Source organism: Enterococcus sp. AZ063 (genome assembly GCF_051715045.1).
Taxonomy (GTDB): domain Bacteria; phylum Bacillota; class Bacilli; order Lactobacillales; family Enterococcaceae; genus Enterococcus_D; species Enterococcus_D casseliflavus.
The window spans coordinates 43618-59677 of sequence record NZ_JBIOTA010000002.1 but is presented as its reverse complement, the minus strand read 5'-3'; the positions used below and the strand labels follow the sequence as shown (position 1 = coordinate 59677).

At 34.4% G+C, this 16060-nt stretch carries 22 protein-coding genes and 1 pseudogene; 5 read left to right on the top strand and 18 right to left on the bottom strand.

Annotated elements, in window-relative coordinates:
- Positions 1–8: 8 nt before the first annotated feature.
- The 3 genes from IGK61_RS18025 to IGK61_RS18015 form a co-directional block, all read right to left on the bottom strand.
- A complete protein-coding gene (locus IGK61_RS18025) occupies positions 9–701 on the bottom strand; it encodes a hypothetical protein (RefSeq protein WP_438845052.1) in 693 nt (230 codons plus the stop codon).
- Positions 702–712: 11 nt separating this feature from the next.
- Positions 713–901, bottom strand: a complete 189-nt coding sequence (locus IGK61_RS18020) for a hypothetical protein (protein WP_438845051.1) — start codon at positions 899–901, stop codon at positions 713–715.
- A gap of 297 nt (positions 902–1198) precedes the next feature.
- Positions 1199–1399, bottom strand: coding sequence for a hypothetical protein (locus IGK61_RS18015; protein ID WP_438845050.1), 201 nt, complete (start codon positions 1397–1399; stop codon positions 1199–1201).
- A 203-nt stretch (positions 1400–1602) separates the two neighbouring features.
- On the opposite strand from IGK61_RS18015, the gene IGK61_RS18010 reads away from it, so the two are divergent.
- Complete coding sequence (locus IGK61_RS18010) at positions 1603–1746, top strand: type I toxin-antitoxin system Fst family toxin (RefSeq protein ID WP_438845049.1); 144 nt, start codon at positions 1603–1605, stop codon at positions 1744–1746.
- 208 nt (positions 1747–1954) lie between these two features.
- Here IGK61_RS18010 and IGK61_RS18005 read toward each other — a convergent pair whose 3' ends face one another.
- From IGK61_RS18005 to IGK61_RS17985, 5 genes are all read right to left on the bottom strand, one after another.
- Positions 1955–2638: a DUF5677 domain-containing protein gene (locus tag IGK61_RS18005; RefSeq protein WP_438845048.1), complete on the bottom strand. Its 684-nt coding sequence runs from the start codon at positions 2636–2638 to the stop codon at positions 1955–1957.
- A 153-nt stretch (positions 2639–2791) separates the two neighbouring features.
- A complete protein-coding gene (locus tag IGK61_RS18000; protein WP_438845047.1) occupies positions 2792–3388 on the bottom strand; it encodes a recombinase family protein in 597 nt (198 codons plus the stop codon).
- A gap of 240 nt (positions 3389–3628) precedes the next feature.
- The gene (locus IGK61_RS17995; protein ID WP_438845046.1) at positions 3629–3976 is read right to left on the bottom strand and encodes a DUF7006 family protein; all 348 of its coding nucleotides are present in this window, start codon (positions 3974–3976) and stop codon (positions 3629–3631) included.
- A gap of 125 nt (positions 3977–4101) precedes the next feature.
- Complete coding sequence (locus IGK61_RS17990) at positions 4102–4950, bottom strand: helix-turn-helix domain-containing protein (RefSeq protein WP_438845045.1); 849 nt, start codon at positions 4948–4950, stop codon at positions 4102–4104.
- 153 nt (positions 4951–5103) lie between these two features.
- On the bottom strand, positions 5104–6054 hold the full coding sequence (locus tag IGK61_RS17985; RefSeq protein ID WP_438845044.1) for an LPXTG cell wall anchor domain-containing protein: 951 nt from the start codon (positions 6052–6054) through the stop codon (positions 5104–5106).
- Positions 6055–6591: 537 nt separating this feature from the next.
- Here IGK61_RS17985 and IGK61_RS17980 point away from each other — a divergent pair.
- Together IGK61_RS17980 and IGK61_RS17975 are read left to right on the top strand one after the other, a co-directional pair.
- Positions 6592–7230 carry a CPBP family glutamic-type intramembrane protease gene (locus tag IGK61_RS17980; protein WP_438842676.1) on the top strand — a complete coding sequence of 213 codons (639 nt, stop codon included), beginning with the start codon at positions 6592–6594 and terminating at the stop codon, positions 7228–7230.
- A gap of 158 nt (positions 7231–7388) precedes the next feature.
- The gene (locus tag IGK61_RS17975; RefSeq protein WP_438845043.1) at positions 7389–8006 is read left to right on the top strand and encodes a CPBP family intramembrane glutamic endopeptidase; all 618 of its coding nucleotides are present in this window, start codon (positions 7389–7391) and stop codon (positions 8004–8006) included.
- A gap of 88 nt (positions 8007–8094) precedes the next feature.
- Here the strand turns inward: IGK61_RS17975 and IGK61_RS17970 are convergent.
- The 7 genes and pseudogenes from IGK61_RS17970 to IGK61_RS17940 all read right to left on the bottom strand — a co-directional run.
- Positions 8095–8205 (bottom strand): annotated as a pseudogene (locus IGK61_RS17970) (transposase); the annotation flags it as partial.
- Positions 8206–8507: 302 nt separating this feature from the next.
- Complete coding sequence (locus IGK61_RS17965; RefSeq protein ID WP_438845063.1) at positions 8508–8744, bottom strand: ArsC/Spx/MgsR family protein; 237 nt, start codon at positions 8742–8744, stop codon at positions 8508–8510.
- On the bottom strand, positions 8741–8911 hold the full coding sequence (locus IGK61_RS17960; RefSeq protein WP_438845064.1) for a hypothetical protein: 171 nt from the start codon (positions 8909–8911) through the stop codon (positions 8741–8743). Before IGK61_RS17960 ends, IGK61_RS17965 begins: the two co-directional genes overlap by 4 nt.
- 266 nt (positions 8912–9177) lie before the next feature.
- Entirely contained in the window at positions 9178–9300 is a 123-nt protein-coding gene (locus tag IGK61_RS17955; protein ID WP_438845042.1) for a hypothetical protein, read from the bottom strand.
- Between the two features lie 17 nt (positions 9301–9317).
- Complete coding sequence (locus IGK61_RS17950) at positions 9318–9815, bottom strand: hypothetical protein (protein WP_220426784.1); 498 nt, start codon at positions 9813–9815, stop codon at positions 9318–9320.
- Positions 9816–10390: 575 nt separating this feature from the next.
- Positions 10391–10642, bottom strand: coding sequence for a hypothetical protein (locus tag IGK61_RS17945; protein WP_101699621.1), 252 nt, complete (start codon positions 10640–10642; stop codon positions 10391–10393).
- Positions 10643–10645: 3 nt separating this feature from the next.
- Positions 10646–11074 carry a helix-turn-helix domain-containing protein gene (locus IGK61_RS17940; protein WP_438845041.1) on the bottom strand — a complete coding sequence of 143 codons (429 nt, stop codon included), beginning with the start codon at positions 11072–11074 and terminating at the stop codon, positions 10646–10648.
- Positions 11075–11642: 568 nt separating this feature from the next.
- On the opposite strand from IGK61_RS17940, the gene IGK61_RS17935 reads away from it, so the two are divergent.
- Together IGK61_RS17935 and IGK61_RS17930 are read left to right on the top strand one after the other, a co-directional pair.
- Positions 11643–12305, top strand: coding sequence for an N-6 DNA methylase (locus IGK61_RS17935; protein WP_438845040.1), 663 nt, complete (start codon positions 11643–11645; stop codon positions 12303–12305).
- A 59-nt stretch (positions 12306–12364) separates the two neighbouring features.
- Positions 12365–12811 carry a hypothetical protein gene (locus IGK61_RS17930; RefSeq protein WP_438845039.1) on the top strand — a complete coding sequence of 149 codons (447 nt, stop codon included), beginning with the start codon at positions 12365–12367 and terminating at the stop codon, positions 12809–12811.
- Positions 12812–13335: 524 nt separating this feature from the next.
- On the opposite strand, the gene IGK61_RS17925 is transcribed toward IGK61_RS17930, so the two are convergent.
- The 3 genes from IGK61_RS17925 to IGK61_RS17915 all read right to left on the bottom strand — a co-directional run bounded on the left by IGK61_RS17925 (position 13336) and on the right by IGK61_RS17915 (position 16050).
- Positions 13336–13611 carry a type II toxin-antitoxin system RelE family toxin gene (locus IGK61_RS17925; RefSeq protein WP_438845038.1) on the bottom strand — a complete coding sequence of 92 codons (276 nt, stop codon included), beginning with the start codon at positions 13609–13611 and terminating at the stop codon, positions 13336–13338.
- On the bottom strand, positions 13608–13835 hold the full coding sequence (relB, locus tag IGK61_RS17920) for a type II toxin-antitoxin system RelB family antitoxin (RefSeq protein ID WP_438845037.1): 228 nt from the start codon (positions 13833–13835) through the stop codon (positions 13608–13610). The genes IGK61_RS17925 and relB overlap by 4 nt, the downstream gene beginning before the upstream one ends.
- Positions 13836–13911: 76 nt before the next feature.
- Positions 13912–16050 (bottom strand): DUF3991 domain-containing protein, encoded by a 2139-nt coding sequence (locus IGK61_RS17915; protein WP_438845036.1) that lies wholly within the window; start codon positions 16048–16050, stop codon positions 13912–13914.
- Positions 16051–16060 lie beyond the last annotated feature (10 nt).

Sequence of the window (16060 nt, the reverse complement as noted above, 5' to 3'; positions counted from 1 at the left end):
GTGCAATATTAACTGCCAGTTTGACTGTAGTTTAACCCTTTGATTTGGAAGAAATTATTAACTTGTGAAGATCCACCACCTTTACCAGTGTTACTCAATTTAATCTGATGGCCAGCATAGGCCCGTGCATTAGCTGAAGACTGTGCTCTGAATATTTTAGTGTAAGTAGTCCATGAATAGTCATAATATCCATATGTTTGAATTTCTGTTCCATAAACTTTATTTATTTTTCCTTGTCTAGAAGATTGATTCAACTCAAAGTTTACTTTGAAAGAAGATTTATAAGCGTTAAATATAGAGGCCGTTACTTTCATACCAGTACAAACTGAATATCCGCTTCCAGTTTGCCATGATCCTCCAGAAACAGCTCTTGTTGAAATTTTTGGACTATCGATAAATTCTGGTTTTTCTTCTAATTCATTGCCATCAGCATCGTAAAAATTGGCTTCTGAAGTATCAATTGAATATTCAATAAGATAGCCATCTTCGTTTAAATAAGTTTGTACAAATTCATCTGGAGAACGTACTTCTTCATCGACTAACCTAAGTTGATCGGTACCATTCTCTGGATCATCACTCATAACACTAAACTCAAGAAAATTTGTACCTGTCTCTGAAGCAGAGACTTCAGGTGTACCGCATAAACCAAAAGCAAACAAACTGATTGAAGCAAACCCCAACAAAAAACTAACTCTTTTCATATAATTACCTCCTAACTTATATTAAATGCAAGAAGTGGTAACAAACCATCCAATAAAATATAAATGAGAGAAACAGTGATTGCACACTTCTTCATTTTTTCCTTTGGAACTAAAGAATCAGGTATTAAATAAAGTAAAGAAAAAACTAGCATAAAGAAAAAAATTGTTCGTGGTAACAAAATCCAAGATAAAAATTCCATACAAAACACTCCTCGTAAACTTAATATTACACCTCACAAAAAAGAAATCGCTTACCATTCTATAGTTTATAGTATAAAGATACTGTATTAAAAAATCAATACGCTTTTTATAGTTATTAAAATTAATTTTGAAACGTATCACTATTTTGAAGATCTATATTATGGATTAGATACTAAAAAAATCGCTCTATTGATTGCTATGTTTGATTTTATTCGAATTATGGAATCACTGAAACATTCATATACTCAATAAATAGCAAAATAAGCGAATCGAGTGAAGGATTCGCTTGTTTATAATCAATTCTGTTTAATTTTATCTAAGATTACTACAAATGTTTCAAAGGTATCTATATCTAGCTGGCACAACCAAAGTAGATATTTCTTTTCCTTATAGGTCCAGTCAATAGTGGGGTAGGAGGTGATCAGATTATTGTATCTCGCTCTTTGTTCACTGGAAGCTAATTGCCAACGTTTCTCAAAATTAGTTTGTTCATCCATGTTTAATCACTCCCCAAAAAAGAGCGTTGCGTGAAACTTCAACAACGCGCAACGCAAGTCTAATTTATGCAGATCTAAAAATAGTTTATCATATTACAATCCACGTTCATAGTGTGACCAAATGTAGGGCATTGGAATTATTTAATATTCCAAAACTAATTTGTGTCGTTGCATACTAGAAATCTAGTGCAATTATTTTTAGTATGTTAAAATTAATAGTCGCCTATCCGACAGTCTTGCGACTGAAGGGAGGTGTTTTCATGATTCAATTCTTCATTTGCCCCCTTCTTGTTGGCTTATTAGTAGCCATCTTCGAGTACTGGCTGAATAATCGAGGCAAGAAGTAAAGCAATTAAGGCGACATCAGCCCACAAAATGAAACCCCAGAGAATCCGACCTCTCTGGGGTTTCGTGGTGTTTTCATGTCCAATAATTCATTTGCAACTATATTTTAACATGCAATGGTACGTAAATCAACGAAGACGTGGTGCTAGAAAGCGTTCTGCTTGAGGGCTTGAATATTCAATAACGCACAATAGAAGTTCAAGGCATTCGTCACTCATCTAGCATTTTACTATGAATAGATTGTAATTGATTATTAAATAGAATCATTTTTTCAAAGTATTCCTTAAACTTGACATTCCCTTCAATTTTTAAATATTTTCGAATTCTATTAATATCATCTATAAGCCACCCAACATCTCTGGTAAGTATTGTTAATAATAAAGAGGTATTATGCTTCTCTAGTCTTTGATTAAAATCTATATCCATATTTTGTTCTAGTCTCTGAGGGTGAACCCAATTTGAAGGTTCATCATAGCTAGTAAAGTAATCTAGTTCCGACATAAATTCATAACTTAAGTCTCTAGTGGATTTATTTGCTGCTAGTTCATACCACGTACTTGTGAGTCTTCTTTTTGTAGATTTCTTTAAGTTCTGAGCTATATAAGAGTGCCAATTTTCAATCATGATTCCAACTTCTTCAGCAAACAGTGGAGTTTCACTACTATTATTTACATCAATTAACCTCTTCCATTTATATGAAGTCTCAAATTTTTCCTTTTTTGAATATTGTTCAACAAATTTGTTTTTGTCCTCTGAATTCGTATAAGCTTCAAAAGCTATCTGTAATTCAAATATTGTTCTTTGCAAAGCAAAAATGCCATCCAAATTATTATTCTCTATTAATAAGCATATAGTGTTAAAGCGTAAATTAATATTTCCTACTATTAAAAACATAAGCTGATCACAACCATTAAGCATTCCATTTTTTTTGATTGCTATTTTTTTAGTCTAATCAATCTACGTCTAGTTATTTCAAAAAGTTCCTTATAGCTCGGAATCATTAATTCCATATCATACTCCTTATTACTAGATTTATAATTATTTTTATCAATTTAGATTTTCCATTTGTTCTTCTTTCTGCTGCTTTTTAATCCTTTTCAAAGTTGATATTGATATATTTGTTTTCTTTTCAACTTCTCTCATACTGTTTGTTTCCATTAGATCCAAAGCGTGCTTGTATCGATCGTTTAGTACTCTTTTTGGCCGTCCTTCTTTATAGTTCTTCTTATTGGCTTTATGCCATTGTTTGCCCTCTTGTGTTCTGGTCACGATCAAATCTCGTTCAAATTGCGCAAAGCTACCAAGCATGTTCATCATCAACGTTTGCATAGAATCTTTTTTATTCGGTTCAAACGTCAAAGCATTGTCTAAAAAAGTAACTGTCACGCCTGATTCATTTAAAGTAGAAATAATCGAATTTAAGTCAACGATACTCCTTGCTAATCGATCAATCTTTGTTACTAAGACGAGATCACCTTCTTCTACTATTGAAAGTAGTTCTTCTAATTCTTTTCTACCTTCTTTTTTTGTACCAGTATATTTTTCACTAAAGATTTTTTCAGCACCAGCATCTTCTAATTTCAAAATTTGCGTTTTGTAATCTTGATTGCTGGTACTTACTCTAGAATAACCATAAATCGTCATTTTCTCTCACACTTTCTGGACATAAGTTTCTGACACCTCTCAAAGTCAAGTATATCAAGAAAAAATAAAGGGGTCAAAAACTTTTAAGTTTCTGACACCATTAAGGGTTTGTCCAAATACTCATAAAACTATTTTTTTAATAAATAATCTTTTGATGACAAGTTTACGAAAACAAAAAGAGCATCCAGCAATTAGTCATTTTCTGAATAGACTTAGTTTTTACATCACAATAATTTGAATTTATGACACATTAAAAATCATAGAAGGTTTGGATTTCATTTTCAGGTCATACCCACATAACTCCTTAAAATAATTCTTATAATCATTCTGAACTATTCGAATGATATCCTTATTGGAAAAATTCTCGAATGATACCAACTCGATCAATAAAGTTAGCTTAGCATCAATACCTAATATTTTAGGAAAAACATCCCAAAATGAATCTTTGGAAACACCATCAATTAATTGATTAAATTTTTCGAACTGCTCCTCCATATAATGGCTCAAAGCTTTTCTCTCTTTTCCTTGTTTTTTAAGCGATTGTTGAAAATATTCCATATATTCTTCTTTTGTTATTAATTCCGTCATTATTTTATCCCTCATCTACTTTATTTTAAAATTAGGTACACACTCGGAAATGAACCATTACTAGTATATTTTAATTAATGCATTTTTCATTTTTTTCTGTTGCTTAAAATCATTTTATACTATGGTTACACCAAGTGAGAAAACATCTTCGCTAACGGTTCTTGATCTAAGTAACGCATAGTTTCAAGCATGCGCTCCGCAATTCTTCTTCCTTTTTCTTCTTCTCCTCGTTTCATGAGTAAGAGCCCTTCAAAGAATTTATAAACTGTTCTGTGGAAAAATTCTCTATAATCGGTTGATAACAGATCTAATTGTGCAAGTAAAACTTCTGTATACTGATATTGTTCTTTCTTAAAGGTGTACTCTAATAAATTTATTAATAAAGTACAATAAATTTCTCGACCATTATCAAGCAGAACATAATATTCTAATAGACTGGAAACTCTTTTGAAAAAAATAAAGATGAATTCATCCCCTAAAAAGTCTATCGTATTAGCAAAAAGTAAGATTTCATGTAGCGTCCAACTTTCAACATCTACCAGATAAGAAGCAATAAGCTGACGATCACATTCCAGAACTACTCCAGCATGATAAGTTCCAAACTTTTTAAAATGCGTTAAAATTCTTATACGTGATCTTACTTCTGCAATTCTAATATTGTTCAATTTTCCTGTTTTTTTTTTCAAATCTTCTAACAAGAGATTTAGACCAGAAATATCTTGTTTATTTGCCAATCTTTGATAAATATGATTGTAATTATTTTTTTCGTTCAATTGATAATCATTTGCAATAAATAAGAATTCATCAATATCCATTGAAAGCTTATCTAAGATTTGAATAAGTATATTGGAAGCTATTTGATGTTTTCCTTTTTCAAATTCAATAGCATAGGACTTAGATATGATATCTCCATAAACTTCTTTTTGACTAAATCCTTTCTTTAAACGAATTTTTCTGATCGTCTCACCGTACATAAATAGTACCCCCTCTTTTACATAACCTTCAATAAACCATCTTCTGAATAGAATCAGTTGATTTTCAGTTTTAATTGCTATTTAAATTATATATCCAATTTAAATTCATGATCTTTAAATTAATTTAGTGAAAAATTTCTATCGTCTTGAATTTCACAGTTTTGCCTCTTTCGTTTTGAATACAAAGAACCCCACTATAGATACAAATATAAAACCAATAAGACTTAAAATAGTTGAAATACTGCTATTTTCTCCTGTTTTAGGAAAACTATTAGCATTGATATTTACTTTATCTTCTAGAACTTTAGTTTCTCCTTTTTTAACAGAACTAGCCGTTTTCGTCACAGATGTTGCTTCCTTATTGTCTCCTTGACCAATAACCTCTGATGTGTTTTTTGCTGTCTTAATAGAGAGGTTCGTTTCTTCTGGTTTTGGTTCTGTTTCTTTCGTTCCTTCTAGTTCTTGTGTAGGAGTTGGAATTACGGGAGTTGTTTCTTCCGGTTTTGGCTCTGTTTCTTTCGTTTCCTCTGGTTCTTGTGTAGGAGTTGGAATTACGGGAGTTGTTTCTTCCGGTTTTGGCTCTGTTTCTTTCGTTTCCTCTGGTTCTTGTGTAGGGATTGGAACTACGGGAGTTGTTTCTTCTGGTTTTGGTTCTGTTTCTTTCGTTCCCTCTGGTTCTTGTGTAGGGATTGGAGTTACGGGAGTTGTTTCTTCCGGTTTTGGCTCTGTTTCTTTCGTTTCCTCTGGTTCTTGTGTAGGGATTGGAGTTACGGGAGTTGTTTCTTCCGGTTTTGGCTCTGTTTCTTTCGTTCCTTCTGGTTCTTGTGTAGGGATTGGAATTACGGGAGTTGTTTCTTCTGGTTTTGGTTCTGTTTCTTTCGTTCCCTCTGGTTCTTCTTTGAAAAGAAGAATGCCCTTTTCACCGGTAAGGCTATTAAACCATGTGCCACCATCATTTGACCACATGGTTCCATCATCATCAATTGCATGGTATTCATCTTTTACTGTGACGTGATACCCGTTTATTGTATCTGCCGAAACAGGTACTACAACCCCTATACTGCTAATTGCAACTGCTGTTAATCCAATAAAAAGTTTTTTCATTTTGTTTTCCTCCATTAAATTGATCGTTAAAAACTCGTATTTACACGAAACTAAGTAATATTAAAGTAATGATCATAACTATCCATTTCATTTATTTGCTCCTCACAGCTTTTATTAGAATTTAAAATTCCACTTCATTATAGTTTGATTTAATGAATATAGAAAAAAAGTCTTAAATATACGACTTTATTTCTTTTGTTAACTGAAATGACGTAAGATACACTTGTATAAATATAAGAATAAGAGAATCAATCCTTTGGAAAAGGCTAGTCAATACAACCAAGAGTTGTTAATGCCTACATGCATTGCAGTTTTATACTCTATTATATAGAAGCTGGTTAAAAGTAAGATTGAACGTGTTCGTTTGATATGATTTATGCCGACCAAGCTTTAAATTATATTTTGAAATGATAATAGTTTATACTTACAACAGTTATTTCATATTAAATTGTCTTAAACTGATCCGATTAATTTTCCTCACTTAATATTTTTACAAAAAACGAATTCTATTTTATACCACATTAGGAGCTGAATCATATGAACAGATTATTACACAGAGATTTAGAGACAAAAAAAATTTTCATTGGGACCTTCATCGTAATACTTGGAATAGTCGGACTATTATGGGGACCATCAATAGTCAGTATTCTTGCACTGACAGTCACAGGTTTTATTGCTTTTCGCTATGTTTATGGGCCGGGTAGTATAAAGTCCCTTTTTTCTAAACCCACTGCACCAATTAAAAACTTCCTTCTGTACTTCTTTTTAAATATTGTTTTGAGTTTTGTTATATCTTTTATTCTACAAAAAGTATTGCAATGGAACCTAGAAGGAAATTCTGCTACAGAAGCTTTTCAACCCTTACTATTTATTGTTCTGCCTATAATGATTATGGGGGAAGAACTCTTTTCTATTTTCTTTTTGTCCATCTTTTCTAATAAATTCCGTCTTCCACTTGCTAGCTTACTTTCAGCAATACTATTTGCATTAATACATTATTCCACTTATGATAATGGCAATATCATTCATACTTTGGGGCATATCCTTTTGTTACAAGGAACAGCGAGAATTCTCTTTAATCAAGCTGCTATTAAAAGTAATTCTTTAATAACTAGTTATGCAGTTCATTTAATTTTTGATTTCACTGCTATCATTGTAGCTTTTTTCTTTGGCTAATATTCATACTGGCCAGCCTAATTAGGGCTGGCTTGTTTATTCCATCGGATTGCTGAGTAACTTGCTTATATATAACCAAAAAAATTAATATTTTTATTGTTTTTTATTTTTATCTCTATACTTATCTTGGTTTTATCAAATAAAAAGGAGTGCTGATATTGAAGAAAAATTCATCTGTTATTCTATTTTTTTTAACCATAATTATTGCTATCTCTTACTTGTTTCTTTCTTATACTGGTTTAAACACTAACGTTTTATCTGTATTCGGAACTGTTTGGAATTTCTTGTTATCAGCTTTAGCGGGGTATTTCTTATTGAAGACTGAGTTTTTATCTCAGTTTAAACATTTCAGTATCAAAGTTTTACTTTGGGGAATACCATTAGTTCTGATTTCTGGCTTCTTCTTTTCTTGGATGTATGTTCATTTTTTCGGTCAAACCACATCTAATTCTATTTATGGAACCATCTCATGGACAATGTATTTTTTACAAATACCCTTTATGCTTTTGGGGGAAGAATTGGTAAGTACAAATATTCTTTTATCTCTTCAAAAAAGAGGAATATCTTTTTTCTGGTCTACAATTATTTGTAGCTTCCTATTTTCTATGTGGCACATCACTTCATATGGTTTTCATCCACTACAATTAGTAATGACTTTGATGCCTGCAAGACTTGCTCTAAATTATATTTGGAAGAAATCTAATAGTGTATGGATTAGCTGGATTTGTCATTTCGTATATGATTCTTTTGGACTTTTAAGTTTCCTTATAAAATAAAAATGGTTCTTCGACATTTAGTGTTGGTAGAGAAAGATACAACTGAAAATTTAGTCATAATCAGTTAGGCAGAGTGCTTAACTGGTTTTTATTTTACTTGGAAGATCAAGCCTTGAATGAGATAAATTCTTGCTCGAAAGTTGTGGGAATTTCGATAGCCGTAGGCTACTCGTTTTATCACTTTTATCTTGTTGTTTATTCTTCTCTCACTAAATGGCAAGTTATGATTCTCTAACTATTTCCCCACAGTATTTCTGTAAATTCCGATTTTCAAATGTGGTTTTGAGCATGCGGTTATAAATATGAGGTCAGAAACTTTTAAGTTTCTGACACCATTCAAGATATGTAATTATCATCATAAACTTAATTTTTAATTGAACAGTGAATAATTTATGAGTTTGTGGATACAAAAATAGAATAATACATATCAATTATAGTATCTAAAAAGAGTGTTCAGTAATTAGTCATTTTCTGAACACTATAAAAAAGTTTTTCTTACAATTATTCTTCTAGATAATAACCACCACTATCCAATAATTGCGTACGTCTATATTCCTTCGATAGAAAACAACTTATTTCTCTCTCGTTAAATCCAAACACTATCTTTTTTTCATCGATTATAATAGGCAACTTAATCATCGAAGGATTCTTGATAAGTATTTCGATTAAATATTCTGTAGAACACTCATTTTCATCAATTTCTAGAGCCTGGAATTTTTTTGTCCTAGAATTGATCAAGTCATCAAATCCATTTTCAGCAAGAGCCAAAATTTTTTTAATTTCGTGTACATCAAGCGGTTTTTTTTAGTAATCTTTCGATCGACATATTGCAGATTGTGATTCTCTAACCACTTCATTGCCGTACGACCCGAATTAGTATTAGAAAGATAATAAACTCTAATCATATCATCGTCTCTCCTAAAAATTCTTCCCAAATTTATTGAAGTTGATTATAGCATAAAAAAAAGCCCAATCATGAATGATCGAGCTCAGAGAGTTAGAGCGAAAGGTTCTAAATGTTAGGATAAACTCAGTCTAACTTCTTTAAGAAAATTGTTCAAGAATAAAACAATACTTCCGATAGAAACTAATTCTATTTCTAGAATTGTCAAAAGAAATAGAGAAAATAAAAGACACAGATTAATGTGTCTTTTTTTAAGAAAGACAGCCTTTAACGCTTATTGTCTTTATTCTTTTTTATTTGATCTTTCATCCAATTACCTTCAACAACTGTTCCCCATGCTGCAAAACCAATCGAAATAAGCGCAACTAAAATTACTATGATATCTTTCATGATTTTCCCTACTTTCTTTATCGACCGTAACAAACGGCACTAGCTGAAACAGTCTTGTAGCTCCATTTACCTTTTAGTGTAATATGCTGCTTCGTTTTCATTTTGTAGGAAGTTTTGTTGTTAACACTTCCGTATTTGGCAATCACAGCTTTTCTCTGAGCTTGACCAACAACAAAATAAGGGGACATATCGCTTCCTTTAACCCAAAAATAACTAGTAACCCAATAACCTACTTCGCCATCCCATACTTTTTGTCCTTCAGCCCACTTCGTTCCCGCAGCTGCCCGTAAAAATGGATTCTCGTTTCGCATATAAAAGGAATCAATTTCTGAGATTACTTGATCAATATTTTCCATATTCTCAAAATCATCTGGAATTCCAGCATCTGTAGCGAATAAACTTTCTTCTTCAACAACATTTTGACTTTCTGCAGCTACTGCCACAGAAGTAGAAACTACTAAAAAAGACCCTACAGCAACAATTGTTAATAAGTATTTACTTAGATTTATTTCCATTGATTCATCACTCCTGATATAACAATAGTGTTTTAATACACTGTTATTGTATCATGGTTGTGCAAATAATCTTCTTACATTATTGTAACTCTAAGTCTTTAAAAAATCTTCCACAATGATCTCCGCATTCAGCCTACTCTATTTGTAATCCTTGCAATTATTTCTAAATTACAGGATAAATAGTCATTTTCAATCCATTCTTCAGTTATATCAACCAATGCAGACATTATCTTACAATAGTCGGGTCTTTGATAAATTAATCTCACTAAATTTATCATTCAGAAGCCTTCCTAATGTTTCATAATCTGTCATAGATCATACTCCTATCATTCATAATTTAGGATACCGATCGATCATCGAATCGACTTTTTTATAATCTTGACTCTTCAATTGAGATTCTTTTTCAGTAAGATCCTCGTGGCATATGAAGAAACCAATCATGTCTTTTACTTTCAAAATTCCCAATCGATCCGATACACAACAATACTCTTTTGCTGATTTATCAACGATAAGCGCACAGTCATTGTAGAAGTAAATTCTTTTTAGCTCACTCTTTGAAGCCAAGAAAATTCACCTCACAATTTCTTTTCATCAGCATCTACTAAAACAAATCGATTGGTGCCAGTGATCAGTTTATAGCTGCGTTGGCAAGTTTTACATTGATAGTATTCAGTCGGGTACATAAACTCAAACTTTCTTTCATAAACTTGCTGTGCGAGTTCACCGCAATCACATTCAACCCACTTAGGCGGCCAGTATAAGCGCCGATTGTATGGCGTTATTGGTATTTTCCATTGACCACCGTAACATTTTCTCTCTTCAGCCATTCCTTAGTTCATCTCCTGTCGTTTCTTTGTAATAAATAATATGGATCCATTTTCCAATTTAATTCCTATACGCTCACTATGATCATCCATTGCTTCAGGGACATCCGTTAAGCTTCCTTGACCCTTCATTTCATTCACGAGTCTTTCTAAGGCGTCTTCATAAGATTCATATTTCACTTCCTTGAAGATCATTTGTTGCTTTTCAATGTAAAAGTACCAATATTCCTTTAGAGATCGTCCAGTCAATTTTTCCATACCTTCTGACGTTATCACCAGGGTTTTTCCGAACTTGCGTACCTCGCCTGCAGGAATTCTTTCCGGATACTTCTTAATCATTTGGCGAACATAGCTTTCCTCATAACCCCATTTTCTTGAAGCCTCTGGAGCTGTCATTAGTTCAGCACTCATTAAATCATATTTATGAACACTCAAACACTCATCCCCCTTTATCGTGTTAAACTAAAACCATTTTTTGATACAAGTTGCACACAACTTGCTATGAATTTGTCCATATACAGCCATTCGCTTCGTACCGTCCTTGACTACGCTCTCTTCCTTTGACGCTTTGCTATATGGACAAATCCAGGAAACTGTTCCCACAGCTCCCATTTATTTAAGAGGAACGCGGGCGACGCCCGCTTTTCCCCCACCGATCGACGATCGTCGGGTCCCCCTGGCGTGTGCTGCGCACACTTTCCGGCCGTTTCCAACGGCCTCTCAGGCTATCGCCTTCGCTTTAGCGCTCCTGCGTCGCGCACCGACCTTCCAGGTCTCCACCTTTCATCGATTCAATTTTTCTTTGAGAAGAACGGCGGTTCCACCGCCTTATATCATACCTTCCATTCAACCGACAAGGGTAAATACACAACAGTTGGATCCAGCTGAAGCTGGTCCATCTGTAAGCCCTTGTCGCTCATTCCAGGTATGATCCATCTTCTGTATCAAAGAAAAATACATCAAATCAATGAAAGGCAAAAACCTTTCTGAAGGAGGTCAATTTATGAACAAAAAGAATGAAATCATCAATAAGCTGCAATCGACCACAGGCAAGTATTCACTAGGTGGGGTATTTAACGATTGGATCCATCTTATGGCCTATGCTTACTCGAATACAATGGATCACCTTCAATTCGAAGAGCGTGAAGCGTTGTATCTCAGCATCATCAAAAAATACTCCAGGGACCAAGCTATTACTTTTTGCGAGTGTTTTGCACTGCCTACAAGCGCACTTGAAGAGGACTCTATTGACTGGTTGGGTGAGATCTACATGGAGCTAAACTTAGCTAACAAATCAATGGGCCAATGCTTTACACCGAATCATGTCGCTAGACTTATGGCTGAACTAACCTTTGTCTCCGGACAATCCGAAATCTCAGAAAACGGCCGAATGAATTACTATGAACCCTGTTGTGGTTCCGGAAGCATGATCATCGGGTTAGCTTCAGCTATGAAAGGAAAAGGCTTTAATTACCAAACACAACTTGTCGTTCATTGCGAAGATCTAGACGAGAACTGTTTGTTAATGACATACGTGCAGCTGTCAATATTGGGTATTAGCGCCATCTGCCAGGTGAAAGATTCACTTTCTAATGAAGTTTATTCAACCTGGTATACGCCCTTTCATTTCTTCTCTAAAAACATCTTTAATCTATACGAACACTAAGTTATACTAAAAAAAACGAGTGTACTGAAAGCAGACATCGATTACAAAGGAGAAAAATTATGACTACAAACTACACATGCAAATACTGCGGGACCCCTCTAACCGAACACCTATCTTGTGATTTTTGTCAGATTGGTTTTTCTCTTTCTGACGTCTGTCAAAACCACCTTCGTCAATCGCAAATTCCGGAAGAAATCCCCATGCTGGAAGACGAAAATGAAGTCCTTGGAAAAACCACGATCGACTTTCTTCAGGAAAAGACAGTAAGTCTTTATTACCTTTTGAAAATCGCCCGCAAAGCAAAAGATAAAGCTTTTCGGGCCAATGATAACGATAAATACCAGGTATTGATTAAAAAAATTTATGTACTGGAAAATTTAATTTATGAACGGGAAGGTTTTTTTCCAAAATCTATGCAAGACTCTATTCTAAAGAAAAAGCGAAACGAAGTGATAGAGTTCGAGAAGTATTTAAAGGAAAAAGGAAAGTTCTCAATGAATGGTTGATCAAAAGTGTCTCACTTAAGCAAAAAAAATAGAAGACCAAATCCTTACTTTCAAAGGATTTGGTCTTATTTGTATGTTACAATACTAGCTGATAGTAAAGTTTATGCGGTGGCTAATCCCAAAAGAAATGGGGTGACGCCTATGTTGTTTTTCGGCTTTATCCCTAGAAAGGAATAAGCTTGTCTGTTTATGAAGCACTAATGTTTGCGTTAGCTTTCGCAACCTTAGTACTTGCAATCAGCAACAACAAAAACGACAAAAAATAACCGTATCATAAACTTTGGCCAGTTTAACGGTTATTCTTTGTAACTGATTCAACTATGCTACCGACTTAAACGGTGCTATCCCTAAGAGGAGTTGTTGAAGCAACTCCTCTTTTCGTTTTAAGTATACCACAATCGTTTGAGATACGCTAGAAGGGCAAATCATCAGCAAACCGAGGATAATTAGTGTCTCAGTCCTTGCTTCGATAAGAGGATAAAGAAAATTTATTATACTCGACTGATCAAAATGATTACAGCTTTTTATTTCGTATAGATCCCTCTTCGGTGTCCCACTTCAAGTGCTAATATGATCAACTCATTATCGTCAATCATGACAATCACTCGATAATTGCCAATCCTATAACGCCATTTTCCCGAATGATTTCCTACTAATGCTTTGCCAGTTTTCCTCGGATCACTTGTACCATCGATATTCTTTGATAACCATTTCAAAATGGTTATTGCTTCAAATCGATCTAGTTTCTTTAGCTGCTTATCAAATCGAGACGTCGTTTCTAAAGAGTACTTCCTATTCATTCAGTTAATCCATATTCTTCCATTAACTTTGAAAATGGATTAGATTTTTTGTCTTTTAAGTACTCTTCATACGCTAAATCACCAATCGAAGCATCATAAGCATCTTCTATAGATTCTAGTGTTTTTGTTTTAAGTAAATCAGATAAGCTTTTTCCTTCAAAAGCTGCCATATGATCAAGAAATTTCTTTTCATCGTCAGATACACGAACGGTAATGGTTGCCATCACTAAACGCCTCCTTCTTTTCTTAATCAAATCATACCATGAACACAAATGTGTGTAAACACATTTGTGTTCATTCTCACCGACTCATACTCAATTGCTGCTGCTCCTGTTGTTCCATGACAGGACCTTCTCTAAAATGGCTGAGTTCTCTCATTCGCTCTTTCTTCAGTCGGACCTCATCTTGCCAATTAATGCCCATTATCGGCCGCACAGAGCGGATAGGAATCGTCTTCCCCTGATCTGTTTTCAATGTCCTATCTTGTCTATTAAACGCCTCTAGCTTTGTAATTTCATCAATTAATGCCAATCCTGATTTATCACGATTGATACAAATATTTACCCGCAAGAAAGAAATGCCTTGCTCCAGCTTCTCATTCAAAAGACTGATCATAGACGTCGGAGAGTCATCGGATAGCGCAAATAGTAGTGATTGATCAATCGTATTTTTGTGCAGCGTCCAATAGCTTAAGAGATCTTCAGGACTTTGGAAAAAATAAATTTCCTTAGGTGTACCAAGTGTCACATTGAAGCCATATCCAGGACGAGAAGCATCTAAAATTTTTTGTTCAATTTTTCCGCGGCCATGCGACTTGTCTTCGATCGTACCCGTCACTTGACCGCCAGATACCCCATTTCCATCCTTCCAAAGATAAACGATTCGCTGGTTATCATCCTGCCGAATCAGACGCTTTTTCAGTAGTGCACTCACAATTACCGGATCTGCTTGATATTTTTCGACCAAAGCTGCTTTTACTTTATTTGTATTTGGTGCATCCTGTAGGTAATAGGTGAATTTTTTGGGAACGATCGTCCGTATCCGATCACTAGACTGGTCCCTGATATTCAATGGTTGCTTCTCTGTAACAAGTCCTTCTGATCGCTGTTCCTTCAGATAATCATTCCAATCTTTGCTGACACCGTAAACAATCTCCATTCTATTTTCACTATACATTGCATAAAGTTCGTTTGCACGATCTCTAAATAATTTTTCATCTAAAGGGGTAAGTTCATTTTGCTGATACAATACTGGAATTGTGTCGATCGTGATTTGTTTCTCAGTGATCGCTTGGCAAGCGCCAACTAGTGCTTCACTCAACTGAATTTCTTCTGCTTTAGCATGATCTTTTGGTGAACGAGCAAAAAATCCGTATACATTCCAGGCATTTGAGACCTTGTTAGTTGTCGTTAAATTATTTTCGATTTTTTGGATCGTCAATAATAAATTGGGGTCTACCCCATGATCGTTAGCAACTTGTAGTGTCAGCTCATATATGTCTTTTTGGATCTGATTATCATATGGAATCAATGGCTGGTTAGGTGTGATTTCTTCCTTACTCACTTCTTTCCGGAAGTTTATGTTCTTATCACACTTACTAAAAAAAGAGTGGCCTGCTGGATCATTATCAACACCATAATAGATTCCTTCACTTGGTAACAAGTCAAAATGCTGATAGGCTTCTTGAATCATTTTCGTGATTGTTTTGTCCTTCCGTCCTTCTAGACAAACCAAGCGGCAGTCAGATAAATCCTTGTGTAGCGACCAATAGCTCAATAAATCAATTCCTGCTTCAAAAAAATAGACAGCTTTTGGCTGTCCTAACGTAATATTAAACCCATAGTGTCTTTCTGAATTTTTTGCAATATATTTACCTGGTGATTCTGATTTATTTTTTTTAGTCACGATACTCGTAGCACCAACGATTTCTCCATCAGGAAGACCAAGCTTTTTCCAATTCAATACTGCATTTTTGTATTGCTTATCCTGGATCAAATAACCATTTTCTATGAGATATGATACAATTTCCTGATCAATTCCACGTTCTTTAATCAAATAATTAGCTGCTTGCGTTGTTGACGGATCTTTAATATATGAATACGTGAATTCTTGTTCTTCTTCCGTCTCAATATACGGCGTGTGCTGCTCAAGATCTTCGCCAAGTAACAACGCCACTGCTTGCGGAAATGAGTAGCCTTCGTAGTCTGTCAGCAAGCGGATTACATTATCTCCTTTATTTTGACCATTATGGTAAAAATAATTATGCTTGCGATCAATCACAAGTGAATCATGTCCGTTGATATGATATTTGGGATAGCGTCCCCCACCACTCAAGTTCCCTTTTCCATGGCTATTGATAAAATCGATAATATCCGTCTGTGCGGCTTTTTTGATTTCTTCTTTGGTAAACGTCCGAATTCTTTTTCTTTCTTTTTCCATTGTGATTCTC